This window comes from Pseudoalteromonas sp. 1181_04 (assembly GCF_052850545.1).
In genome coordinates, this window is sequence record NZ_VXCS01000003.1 from 26425 (window position 1) to 39257 (window position 12833).

The 12833-nt window shown below is 39.0% G+C and carries 8 protein-coding genes and 1 pseudogene; 4 read left to right on the plus strand and 5 right to left on the minus strand.

Annotated features, from left to right (window positions below; all coding sequences use genetic code 11):
- Positions 1–6 precede the first annotated feature (6 nt).
- Both thrA and FW757_RS02855 read right to left on the minus strand, forming a co-directional pair.
- Positions 7–2424: a bifunctional aspartate kinase/homoserine dehydrogenase I gene (gene thrA, locus FW757_RS02850; RefSeq protein WP_182718312.1), complete on the minus strand. Its 2418-nt coding sequence runs from the start codon at positions 2422–2424 to the stop codon at positions 7–9.
- Between the two features lie 230 nt (positions 2425–2654).
- A complete protein-coding gene (locus FW757_RS02855) occupies positions 2655–3020 on the minus strand; it encodes a response regulator (protein WP_179959161.1) in 366 nt (121 codons plus the stop codon).
- 281 nt (positions 3021–3301) lie between these two features.
- Here FW757_RS02855 and FW757_RS02860 point away from each other — a divergent pair, with 281 nt between their 5' ends.
- Both FW757_RS02860 and rdgC read left to right on the plus strand, forming a co-directional pair.
- Positions 3302–5065, plus strand: coding sequence for a sensor histidine kinase (locus FW757_RS02860; RefSeq protein ID WP_182718311.1), 1764 nt, complete (start codon positions 3302–3304; stop codon positions 5063–5065).
- Positions 5066–5187: 122 nt separating this feature from the next.
- Positions 5188–6099: a recombination-associated protein RdgC gene (gene rdgC / locus FW757_RS02865; protein ID WP_145241151.1), complete on the plus strand. Its 912-nt coding sequence runs from the start codon at positions 5188–5190 to the stop codon at positions 6097–6099.
- 66 nt (positions 6100–6165) lie between these two features.
- On the opposite strand, the gene FW757_RS02870 is transcribed toward rdgC, so the two are convergent.
- Positions 6166–7005, minus strand: coding sequence for an HDOD domain-containing protein (locus FW757_RS02870; protein ID WP_149981203.1), 840 nt, complete (start codon positions 7003–7005; stop codon positions 6166–6168).
- Positions 7006–7288: 283 nt separating this feature from the next.
- Here FW757_RS02870 and FW757_RS02875 point away from each other — a divergent pair, with 283 nt between their 5' ends.
- Positions 7289–8989, plus strand: coding sequence for a dipeptidyl-peptidase 3 family protein (locus FW757_RS02875; RefSeq protein WP_182718310.1), 1701 nt, complete (start codon positions 7289–7291; stop codon positions 8987–8989).
- A 67-nt stretch (positions 8990–9056) separates the two neighbouring features.
- Here the strand turns inward: FW757_RS02875 and FW757_RS02880 are convergent.
- Both FW757_RS02880 and FW757_RS02885 read right to left on the minus strand, forming a co-directional pair.
- Positions 9057–9683, minus strand: a pseudogene (locus tag FW757_RS02880) (substrate-binding periplasmic protein); the annotation flags it as partial.
- 251 nt (positions 9684–9934) lie between these two features.
- On the minus strand, positions 9935–10330 hold the full coding sequence (locus FW757_RS02885; protein WP_182718309.1) for an HIT domain-containing protein: 396 nt from the start codon (positions 10328–10330) through the stop codon (positions 9935–9937).
- A gap of 116 nt (positions 10331–10446) precedes the next feature.
- On the opposite strand from FW757_RS02885, the gene FW757_RS02890 reads away from it, so the two are divergent.
- Positions 10447–12672, plus strand: a complete 2226-nt coding sequence (locus FW757_RS02890; protein ID WP_182718308.1) for a S9 family peptidase — start codon at positions 10447–10449, stop codon at positions 12670–12672.
- Positions 12673–12833: the final 161 nt, after the last annotated feature.

The following is a 12833-nucleotide window of genomic DNA, read 5'->3' on the forward strand; positions in this document are numbered from 1 at the left end:
ACTCTCCTAGCGCGATAACGTTTTTAAAATGTCAGCAAATACCCCGGCCGCAGTCACTGCTGAGCCGGCACCATAACCACGAATAACAAATGGACGTGGTTGATAGTATGCACTCAAAATTGCTAAGGCATTTTCGCCATCACGAATAACAGCCAGAGCATGCTTTTCATCTACCGCTTCAATACCTACTTTGCAGTGGCCTTGTTTGATAGTACCGACATAACGCAACACTTTGCCTTCACTTGCGGCACTTTGAATACGGTCATTAAACGCAGCATCTAAACTTGGCAATTTAGCCATAAATTCGTCAACGTTATCACCTTGGGCAAAACCCGGAGGAAGCACTGATTCAACTTCGATATCGCTCAACTCTAATTTCATACCTGCTTCGCGGGCAATAATTAATAACTTACGCGCGACATCAGTGCCCGATAAATCATCACGTGGATCAGGCTCAGTAAAACCACTTTCTTTGGCTTTAATGGTTGCCTCAGACAGTGATAAACCATCTTGCAATGCGCCAAACATATATGACAATGAACCGGATAAAATTCCGCTAAATTCAAGTAACTCATCGCCAGCACCAAACAGTGACTGTAAGTTATCGATTACAGGAAGACCTGCACCGACATTTGTTTCGTATAAAAACTTACGATTATTTTTTTGCGTTGCTGTAATTAAATCTTGGTAATAAGCATATGAACTTGTATTGGCTTTTTTATTTGCAGCCACAACGTGGAAACCGGCATTCAAAAAGTCTACATACTGAGCCGCTAAAACATCTGAAGACGTACAATCAACTAGTACTGGATTGATTAAATGATTTTGCCTAACAAATTGTTCAACCAGTTTGAGGTCAAACGGTTGTTCTGATGCTGCCAACTTTTGCTGCCAATCGTCAAAAGCAATTCCTTCGCTATCAAGATGTAATTGACGTGAATTAGCAACACCATATAAGTTTAGTTTGATATTACGTTTTTCAAGCCATGCTTGCTGACGCTCTAACTGCTTAATAAGTTCTTGGCCAACTAAACCACAGCCTAATAAAAATACATCAATTGATGGGATATGAGTGAAGAAATTTTCGTGACACACTTTTACAGCATCATTACACAGCTCGCCGTCAATCACTGCTGAAATTGCACTTTCAGTTGAATCCTGGGCAATAGCGACAATGTTAACTTGTGCTTGGGCGAGTGATGCGAAAAATTTAGCAGCTAAGCCTTTATGAGCGCGCATATTATCACCCACTAAAGTAACGATTGCTAAATTACGCTGCACTTGTACAGGTTCAATTAGTCCCGCCTGTGATTCAAGCTCAAACGCAGTTTGCAATGCCTCAAGAGCCAATGGCAAATCTGATTCATGGACACAGAAGCTGATACTAAATTCACATGACGATTGAGTGATCAGTACAATCGAAACATTATCGTGAGCAAGGGCATTAAAAACTTTTGATGCCATGCCTACTTTACCTTTCATGCCGGGGCCTGAAACCGTTAGCATCGCAAGATTTTGTAAACTAGATAACGCTTTTACCGGCTCCGATGACACATTATCATTACTGATCAGTGATCCTTGTGCATCCGGATTATGGGTATTTTTAATTTCACACGGCACGCCAGCTTTAGCGCACGGTAGAATTGTTTTAGGATGGAGAACTTTGGCACCAAAGTAAGAAAGCTCCATCGCTTCTTTATATGATAAAAAATCAACTTTAGAGGCTTTTTTGATATAACGCGGATCAGCACTGTACACACCATCAACGTCAGTCCAAATTTGACATACTTGCGCTTCTAAACACGCTGCTGCAATTGCGGCTGAATAATCTGAGCCATTACGTCCCAGTGTAGTTAGCTGGCCTTGTTCGTTGCTAGCTGTAAAGCCAGGCATAATATAAATAGTCGCAGGATTAGCTTTTAAAGCCGTTTGAAAACGAATTTTACTCGCCACTAGATCAGCTTCCGCATCAATATGACCATTAGTTGATACAATGCAATCGGTTGCTTCGAGGTAGTGGGCGTTATGTGAGCTTAATAAACACTGCATCAGTGATACACTGATGCGCTCACCAAAACTAATAACATAAGCACGCACTTGATCTGGACAACATTGGATGAGTTTGACACCCGCTAGCTTATTTTGCAGTTCGTTTAAATCAGGCCAGTTTTGAACACTACCATATTCAGCTTCTACGGCTGCTTTTAAGCTTTGGCAACGCTCAATTAATGCGTGCCACTGTGTATCATAATCAAGTCCTTGTTCAGCAGCGCTTGCCAGTGCAACCAATGAATCGGTCATGCCACCTGGAGCGGATAGCACCAATAACATTTCGTCTTTTAATTGTGCTTTAACTAACTGTGCTACCTGTTGTAGGCAGGCAAAGTCAGCAAGTGACGACCCACCAAATTTTAATACTCGCATTTTTTATGTTTCCTCATCCCATAAAACGAAAAAAGGCCTGTGTTCGTTGTGAACACAGGCCTTTAAATTTGTTGCACCGACCTATGCCACTATCCAGTAAGAATGGTGGTTGTAATAATAATGGTCAATGCGTGATTATTTGTTTTCATAGCCCTTAGACTGCCTTAAACAGGCCTATTCTGTCAACCCCAAATAAAAAGATAAATTATGCTTTTTGATTATAAAGAAATCTAATGAATGCCGAATTTATGCAGTATTTCATTTAATCTTGTTTTATCTATCGGCTTATCAACGAAGGCTATAGCTCCCAACTTAGCGACACGTTGTTTCATTTCAAGTTGAATATCTGCCGAGATAACCAGCACAAAGCATTCAATCTTTTGTGCTTTAATACTCTCAAGAACTTGTACTCCATCGACTTCGGGCATAGTTAAGTCAAGACACAGTAAATCGAAGTTATGTATATGCATTAACTCCAACGCTTCACGGCCATTTTTTGCTTGCATAATATCTGCTGCGATACACTCATTTAAACAGCGTATAACTTGTTTGCGTGCTACTGTTGAATCATCACACACCAGTACGGAAAAATTCATAATATAGACAACTAAAATACGTATAATAGATTACTGAGTAGACAACAAATCACTCAGTAAATAATAATGTTATAATACTGTTGTGATTTTATAACACAAAAATTTAACAGCGATAAGCTTAAGTTTTTGCTGAAAAAAGAAAATTAACAATGTTTGTACTGTTAAATAAGATTATTTTATTTATTTTTAAACATTTATTAGCTAACTTTAGTACTGAGTGTACTCGTTGCTAGGGTATTAATTAAGCTTTGTGAAAAAAATAAAGGAGCTATAGGCCACCGATGCTACAAAAAAGCCTATCAAAAAAGCTACTTACCAGCGTGTTATCCGTCTACTTTTTATTAACTTTTGTAGTCACGTGCGGGCAAGTTATTGCAGAATATGTAAACACGAAAGATTATATACGTGACGAACTGACGACCTTACAAAAAACATTTAGTCGTAGTTTAACCCGTGCTATTTGGGAGCTAAACACTAAACAAACCATCACCACAGCAGAAGGCTTATTAGCAATTCCAATGATTGAAGGTATTATTGTGCGTGACGATAGCGGCGAAATAATCTCACAATTAGGTCGCTCACTCGATATTCGCGAGCTATACAGCCAACAATTAGTACAAGAAGAAGCCATTATCGAAGATACTCCATCTGGCTTATTCGGTTATACCTTTCCATTGATCTTTGAATTTTCTGGCCGCGCCACCCAAGTTGGTGATGTCACGCTATTTTCGAGCCGAGAAGTGGTATTTAGTCGCATTATGATCTCAATTTATTTTTTAATTGGCAATGCGATGATCAAAACTACATTTTTAATCATCTTATTCTTAATGGCATTTAGAAAACTACTCACAGAACCTCTAGCACAACTAACAGAGCAAATTGAAGATCTTCAATTAGATGACCTCGAAGGTCAACATATCGAAATTGAAACAACTGAGCACAACGAATTAAAAGTAATGGAGCAATCATTCAATAAGTTGATCGATAAAGTTGTGCAATACCGCAAAGAGCTTGAACAAACTCAAAAAGCATTAATAATAAGTAACGAAAAGCTCGATCAGCAAAATCTACAACTTGAACAAGAAGTGGCACGTAAAACATCAAATTTAAGTCAAGCTATGATGGATTTACAGCAACAAAAATACGAGTTGGAAAAACAAAAACTAACGCTCACCGAAGAAGTTGATTTGCGTCGCCATACTGAACAAGAGCTGCTCACCAAACAAACTGAAATGCAACGCTATGTTGATGAACTCAATATGGCGCAAGAGCGTTTAGTCAGCTCAGAAAAAATGGCTGCTTTAGGTGGTTTAGTCGCCGGTATTACCCACGATATAAATACCCCGGTCGGTATTGGAGTTACAGCCTCATCCTTTTTGCAAGAGCGCCTAATACAAATTGAAAATGCTTACAAAGATAAAACACTCTCGCCTAAAGCACTTGAAGAGTTTATCAATGATGCCAAACAAAGTACTAGCCTATTAACCACTAACCTAGACCGTGCTTCAGAGCTGGTTGCCAGCTTTAAGCAAATTGCGGTTGATCAAGCCAGTGAAGCCGTGCGCACAATCAACCTAAAAGAATACCTTGGTGAAATTATTCGTTCGTTACACCCTAAGATAAAAAATACCAGCCATCATATAAATTTAGATTGCCCGGTAGACTTAACCTTAAATCTACCTGCTGGTGCTATCAGTCAAATATTTACCAACTTGATTATGAATTCATTGATCCACGGCTTTGATGGTGTCAGCAATGGCATTATAGACATTGCTATTAAAGATGAAGATGACCAAGTAATTATCGACTTTAAAGATAATGGTAATGGCGTTACCGAACAGCAACTTGAAAAACTATTTGACCCATTTTTTACGACTAAACGCGATCAAGGCGGCAGTGGTCTGGGCACACACATTACTTTCAATTTGGTTAAGCAAACCTTGAGCGGCGAAATCGATGCGACAAGCTCACCGGGGAACGGCTTGCATTATCATATTAGTTTCCCTAAAGACATGCCAAAACCTTTGTCTATATTTAATAACTAAATGCGCCGAGACTGTTTGCCTAACACTTTGCTTAATTGCTAAACGTTTGGCCAATCAGTCATTTGCGCATCAGCTTTTTATTGTTATGATTGGGCAAATTTACCGAATGGATCAATCTCCCTATGTGGTTTAGTAACCTTATTTGTTACCGCTTTAAGCAAGACGTGTCGTACACCCAAGAAGACTTTGAGAAAGCCTTAGAGCAAGATTTATTTCGCCCTTGCGGTAGTCAAGATTTAAGTACATTTGGCTGGACCAAAGCCTTTGGTAAACATGGTGATACCCTTTCTCATTTCTCACAAAAGAGTATTTTGGTTTGTGCTAAACGTGAAGAAAAAGTACTTCCTGCATCCGTTATCAACGACATGGTTGCTGAAAAAATAGAACTTATCGAAGCCGAAGAAAATCGCCCTGTTAAGAAAAAAGAAAAAGACGAGCTCAAAGAAAATATCCTCCATAGCTTATTACCGCAAGCCTTTAAAAAGTCGAGTTTACAGTTTGCCTTTATTGACCAAGAAAATGGCTGGGTAGTCGTTAACAGTGGTAGTTTTAATAAAGCAGAAGAGTTACTGGCACTACTGCGCAAATCATTGGGTACATTGCCGGTAGTTCCTGCATTTGCAAACTATGATTTAGATGTGTTTTTAACGGACTGGTTAACTAACTTCAGTACACCTGAAGGCTTTGCTATAGGCTCTGACGCAGAGCTTGAAGAAGCAGACGATAGCGGTGCTCAAGTTAAGCTTAAAGGCCATGATTTAGCTTGTGATGAAGTTAAATCGCACCTTGAAAGCGGTAAACGCGTAACTAAACTTGCACTAGATTGGCAAGAGCGCCTGAAGTTCATGCTGCAAAATGATGGCTCTATTAAGCGCTTAAGCTACTCTGAAACATTAAAAGAAGAAAACGCCGACATCCCTAAAGAAGATATGTTAGTCAAACTTGATGCTGACTTTATTCTCGCTTCTGAAGAAATTAAGCTAATGCTAGAAGAACTTACGGCTGGTTTAGGTGACGTTGAAGATTTAGCCTAAATTTTGACTAAGTTTTAAATACTAAAAAAGCGCCCTATTGGCGCTTTTTTTAACTGACGACTTAGCTTAATTAAATACTGATTTCACATCATCAAGCATATCGTTGTATTCATCACTTGAGAAAATATCCAGTGATGGGATCACACCTTTATCAATGTAAGTTTGTAATGCCGCTGACTTATCTGAAACTTGTAAAATACCTTCCATAATCGCACCGATACGAATGAAATCAACATAGCTAATATGTTCTGGACGATAGTTAGGATTGGCCCAGCTTTCTGCTACTTCAACAAATTCATCAGTAAACTCCCAAGCGCGCATGATGGCTCCCCCTACTTTACCGCTAAGCTTTTGAATCGCATGCGCTAAAAAGCTTGGATTGGCAAATACTTCTGGGTGACGTTCCGCTTCCGTCAAAATAGGCAATACACCAATGTTATAAACCAATGATGCGAGTGTAATGGTGTCACGATTCAATGAGGTCTGCTTGTTTTTCTTAAGGAAAAACTCCATCACAGTAATTGAGTGACATGCTACTTTTAAAGTTTTCTGCCACGCCTTATCCATATAACCTTTGATCAGCTCATTATTTGAAACAAATAGTTGCTCCATCGCCATTGCTGTTGCGATATTTTTGATCTGACGCAGACCAATTCTCGTTACCGCTTGATTTATATTAGAAACTTTAACTGTGCGCCCCATAAAAGCACTATTTGCGACTTTTATCATCCGTGCTGCTAATGCCGGATCATGAGAGATCACATCAGCCATTTGCGCTAAATTTACATCTGGATTATCGGCAGCTTGACGTACACGAACCGCAACCTCAGGCAAGGTTGGTAAAACTAACGTGTCATTATTAATACGATCAACCAAAATGGTCAGTAGTGCGTTTTCTGTTGACATAAATGTGCCATCCTTTTGTATTGATTTTTTAATACATCCAAACCATGGAATGTTTATTTCTTATAGATACAGTATTGTCTAAGTTACCGCTAAAGTTAAGGAAATTATAGAAATTATGTTAGTTTATTTTTCTACTACAGTTTATATCCCTTCGCTTAGACCATCACAACACAGGAAACTTGCTATTTGCGCATAAGATTTGCTTTAATGCTGGCATAACAAGGAAGCGAAATACCCTCTCAAGGGTATCTATAATTAAACTTACTTTTTAACAGGCAATATAATGACTCTCAATAAAATTAGCCAAGCACTTATTCTTACCGGTGCCGTTTTTCTTAGTGCATGTTCAGATCAAGCCAGCGCACCTAAAGCGTCAAATGCTGCTGCAGCCCCTACAAAGCAAGTACAAGATAGCGGCCCACAACTTATTAACGCTGACACTAGTCGCCTTGATATCTATACCGATTTTAGTTTAACCACTGATTTATCACATTTAAGCGACAACCAAAAAGCGTTAATAGCAAAACTTATTGATGCGTCTAAAATTATGGATGATCTATTCTGGCGCCAAGCATTTGGTGAAGATAAAGCGGCATTTTTAGCCAAAATCAATGATCCTAAAGTACAAAAATTTGCCGATATTAACTATGGACCATGGGATAGATTAAATGGCGATCAAGTCTTTTTGTCAGGCTATGAAGATAAAACAGCCGGAGCTCAATTTTATCCAGCCGATATCTCTAAAGAAGAGCTAAACAAGGCTGACGTAGCAGATAAAAATGGTCTGTATTCAGTCATTAAGCGAGATGAACAAGGCAAGCTGTATAGCGTTGCCTATTCGGTTGAATATGCTAAAGCGCTTGAAAAAGCAGCTAACTTATTACGTGAGGCGAGCAAGCTTGCCGATGATAAAGAGTTTGCTAGTTACCTGAACTTACGTGCAGATGCACTACAAAACGATGATTATCAAGCATCAGACTTTGCTTGGATGGACATGAAGAACAACCCGATCGATATCGTTATTGGTCCAATCGAAACCTATGAAGATCAATTGTTCGGCTCTCGCGCAGCCTTCGAATCGTATGTCTTAGTGAAAGATTTAGCATGGTCAGAGCGTCTTGCAAAATTTGCAGCATTTTTACCAGAGCTACAAAAAGGCCTCCCTGTTGATGCCAAATACAAACAAGAAGTGCCTGGCTCTGATGCGGACTTAAATGCATATGATGTTGTTTACTACGCAGGTCATTCTAATGCTGGCAGTAAAACCATTGCCATTAACTTACCAAATGACGAACAAGTACAACTTGAAAAAGGCACTCGCCGTTTACAACTGAAAAATGCTATGCGCGCTAAGTTTGATAAAATATTGGTGCCAATCGCTGAGCAGTTAATTGTTCCTGAGCAACGTAAACACATTACTTTCGATGCATTTTTTGCCAATACCATGTTCCACGAAGTCGCTCATGGTTTAGGGATCAAAAATACTATCACAGGTAAAGGCACTGTTCGTCAGTCTTTACAAGAACATGCCAGTGCTTTAGAAGAAGGCAAAGCCGATATCTTAGGCTTGTACATGGTTGAGCAGTTACTCAAAAAAGGTGAGATCACTGAGGGAACACTTGAAGATTATTACATCACTTTTATGGCCGGTATTTTCCGCTCAGTGCGTTTTGGCGCATCAAGTGCCCATGGTAAAGCAAATATGATCCGCTTTAACTTTTTCGCAGAAGAAGGTGCATTCTCTAAAAATGAGCAAGGCCTTTACAGCGTAAATATGGAAAAAATGGGCCAAGCAATGGCCAAGCTATCTGGTTTGATCTTAACCTTACAAGGTGATGGTGATTATGAGAAAGTCGATCAACTGATTGCGACACATGGTGATATCAAAGTGGAACTTGCTAAAGATTTAGAAAAACTAAGCCAAGCAAATATTCCTGTAGATGTCACCTTTAAACAAGGTAAGAAAGAGTTAGGTTTAAAATAATATAATTAATACTAAAAAGGCGTTTTAGGGGCTCACCTATAACGCCTTTTTTAATTCAATATTGCTATTACGGGAATGCTAAACCATATTTTTCACTCATTTTTTTTACTTCACCATTAGCAATCATATTATTTAATTCTTTATCGAATGAGATAATAAACTCATTTAAATTACGTTTTTTTGAAAAACCAAAATAGCCTTTATTAACAATTAATGGTGGCTGTAACTGTTTCACTTGATTGGCTAAACTTAACTGCTTAATAACGGGCTGTGCGGCTCTTGGATGAGTCACTATAATATCGACACGGTCATGAATTAATTGCAAAAAACTGGCTTCAACAGTACCCACTTCAGAAATTTCTAACTGACTTTTATATCGCTCAAAATCGTCACCATAGTTCCAACCTCGGGTTAACCCTATCGATAACTCTTTTAATGTCTCTAAATTATTATGCCACTGAAATTCATTACTATTTTTGACATAAAAAACCAGCGGGTCTTGATAGAAAGCAGCCTCACTATAAACCATATACTGCTCTCTAATAGCCGACTTATAAGGACCTATGAATGCATCAGCCTTACCAAGCTCAACCATTTTTAGCGCCCGTTTAAATGGCAAAATATCAATTTTAATTTGGCAACCTAAACGCAGGCAAATTTCACCTGCGATGTCGGCGCCTAAGCCTTCTATTTGACCTTGTTCATTTTTTCAAGTACCGACGGAAAGGTGGTACCAACAAAGTAAAATGTATTTGCAGCACTGTGATGCGAAAATACACTTAGCAAGGTAAACAATACAAAAGCTTTCATCAGTTAGTTTGCAATCCCTATATACTGAGTGTAATAAACAGCCACGATTTAGTGACCCTAAGCATAGTCTATTTTTACCCAACGAAAAATCATAATACTGTGATCAAACTCTATTATGTAAACACTCAACCACGATTAAAAATGTGTTTTTAAACGTGCCAATTGCTCTTCACTATAAGGCACTGCGGGATATTTACCCCATACTGGCGCAGGCCATGCGACATCGGTTTTATAGCGAGCAATATGATGAATATGTAACTGTGGAACCATGTTACCAAGCGCTGCGACATTAAGTTTATCTGGGTTAAGTACCTCTTTGAGTAGCCGACTTAACTTCGCTGACTCTTGCATTAGCAATACCTGTTCAGACTCGCTTAGATCAATGCTCTCTTTTAAATTAGCTTTACGAGGCACTAAAATAAACCACGGGTATTGACTATCATTCATAAGTAACACTTTGCATAATGGCCAATCGGCCAGTTCAATACAATCACGTACAAGTTCTGGAGCTAAAGAGAATTCAACGGTCATTTTTATTCCTTACAAATTAAGTGCATTACATTTTCGCTACTTTATAGCATTTAGTTGCAGTTGCCCACGCTTGGCTTTACCATCGTTGCAGTTTTTATTCGAGCGAAGGTAAACACGTGTTAAAAAAAATTAAACACCTCTCATACTTGCTACCTTTGGTGGCAACAGCCATCACAGTGCAAGCGAAGCCTCTTACTTTAGAACGTATTTTTGATGATCCAAGTTTAGCGGGTAAAGCACCTGTACAGCTTAAGTTTTCACCAGACGGTAGCCGAGTTACCTACCTGCAAGGTAAAAGCGACGATTACAACCGTTATGATTTGTGGGAATATAATTTAAAAGATAACAAAAATCGTATTTTAGTCGACTCTGCCAAACTTTTTTCAGGCCCTGAAAACCTCTCTGACGAAGAAAAAGCACGCCGTGAGCGCCAACGTATTTTTGGTAAAGGTATTTTAGAATACAAATGGTCTAAAGACGGTAAAGCCTTGTTATTTCCACTTAATGGTGACCTCTATTATTACGAGCTAGGAGCAGGAAAAAGCCGTAAACTGACCGATACTGAGGCATTTGAAACCGACGCACGCTTTTCACCAAAAGGAAACTTTGTCTCGTTTGTCCGTGAACAAAATCTTTATGCGCTAAATCTTAAATCAGGTAAAGAAATTCAGCTGAGTAAAGATGGCGGCGGTGTGATCAAAAACGCCATGGCGGAGTTTGTCGCGCAAGAAGAAATGGGCCGAATGACAGGTTATTGGTGGTCTGGTGATGAATCAAAAATAGCCTTCACTCGCATTGACGAAAGCCCAGTTAAAGAAGCTATCCGCAATGAAATTTACGCTGATGAAGTGAAACTGTTTAACCAACGCTACCCATTTACCGGCACTAATAATGTAAAAATTCAACTTGGTGTGGTTAAGCTTGATAATCAAAAAACTGATTGGGTTGATTTAGGTAAAGATGAAGACATTTACATTGCCCGTGCAAAATGGTTAGAAGATGATAAAACGCTATCGTATCAGTGGCAAAACCGCTCACAGCACAACTTAGAATTGCGCTTTTATAACAGCGAAACTACAGAGCAAAAAGTAGCCTTAACAGAAACTAGTGATAGCTGGATCAACTTACATTTTGATCTACAGTTTTTGAAAGATAAAAAACATTTTGTTTGGGCCTCTGAGCGCAATGGCTTTAAGCATTTATATCTATATCGTACCAATGGTAAGTTAGTGCGTCAGATCACCGATGGTGACTGGGTGGTTGATAGCTTAAAAGGTATTGATGAGAAAAAAGGCATTGTCTACTTTGCCGGACGCAAAGACACGCCTTTGGAAAGCCAGCTATACAGTGTTCCACTGTTTAAAAAGGGCGATATTAAACGTATCACGGAGCAAGGTGCTTATCACAATGTGGTAATGGCAAAAGACAGTAAAACTTTTATTGATAACAGTTCATCGGTTAACAAACCAAACTCAGCGGCACTGCGTAAAGTAAACGGTGAATTTGTTACTTGGTTAGAGCAAAATAAACTTGATGAAAACCATCCACTGACCCCTTATCTTGCTGATCTAGCTGAGCCTGAATATGGCACTTTGACTGCTGATGATGGTCAAGTGATGCACTATCGTTTATTTAAACCTGCAACGGTAAATGATGGTAAAAAGCACCCTGTTCTTGTCAATGTCTATGGCGGCCCACATGCACAACGCGTAACCAATAGTTGGCGCAGCAAAAACTTATATTTCCAATATATGGCACAGCAAGGTTATGTGGTATTCCAATTAGATAATCGTGGTTCGTATAATCGTGGTAAAAAGTTTGAAGATGCCATTTACAAACATTTAGGTGTGGTTGAAGTGGCTGATCAAATAAAAGGCGTCGAATTTTTACGTACGCTTGATTATGTTGACCCACAACGCATTGGTATTTATGGTCACAGTTACGGTGGCTATATGGCATTAATGACCATGTTTAAAGCTGGTGATTATTTTCAAGCAGGCGTATCTGGAGCGCCAGTGACTGATTGGGCACTGTATGATACTCACTATACCGAGCGTTATTTAGGACATCCTGATACAAATGCCAAAGGCTATGCAGACAGTGCGGTATTTCCATATGCAGATGGCTTGAAAGGGCCATTAATGATCTACCATGGTATGGCCGACGATAACGTATTGTTTACCCATGCCACTAAGTTATTCAAACAATTGCAAGATAACGAAAAGCAATTTGAAATGATGACTTACCCAGGTTCCAAGCACAGCTTACGGGGTAAACAAGTGCAAACTCACTTGCATCAAACAATCACTAACTTCTTTAATCGTCATTTTGATGTAGAGTAAGTCAGTATTGACTCCCCAAGTTAGACTAAAGGCTGATTGAAAAATCGGCCTTTTTTTTGACTTAATGATAATCCTATTTATTTAAAATAATTTAGACCAAAACAAGGGACAGTTAACTAGATTTTAAAGTAATATTTACTACGCTTAATATATGCGCGCCT

What these genes read in the sequence shown, in the direction of transcription:
- thrA (WP_182718312.1), bottom strand. Translation starts at nt 2,424, where the DNA reads ATGCGAGTATTAAAATTTGGTGGGTCGTCACTTGCTGACTTTGCCTGC.
- FW757_RS02855 (WP_179959161.1), bottom strand. Translation starts at nt 3,020, where the DNA reads ATGAATTTTTCCGTACTGGTGTGTGATGATTCAACAGTAGCACGCAAA.
- FW757_RS02860 (WP_182718311.1), top strand. Translation starts at nt 3,302, where the DNA reads ATGCTACAAAAAAGCCTATCAAAAAAGCTACTTACCAGCGTGTTATCC.
- rdgC (WP_145241151.1), top strand. Translation starts at nt 5,188, where the DNA reads ATGTGGTTTAGTAACCTTATTTGTTACCGCTTTAAGCAAGACGTGTCG.
- FW757_RS02870 (WP_149981203.1), bottom strand. Translation starts at nt 7,005, where the DNA reads ATGTCAACAGAAAACGCACTACTGACCATTTTGGTTGATCGTATTAAT.
- FW757_RS02875 (WP_182718310.1), top strand. Translation starts at nt 7,289, where the DNA reads ATGACTCTCAATAAAATTAGCCAAGCACTTATTCTTACCGGTGCCGTT.
- FW757_RS02885 (WP_182718309.1), bottom strand. Translation starts at nt 10,330, where the DNA reads ATGACCGTTGAATTCTCTTTAGCTCCAGAACTTGTACGTGATTGTATT.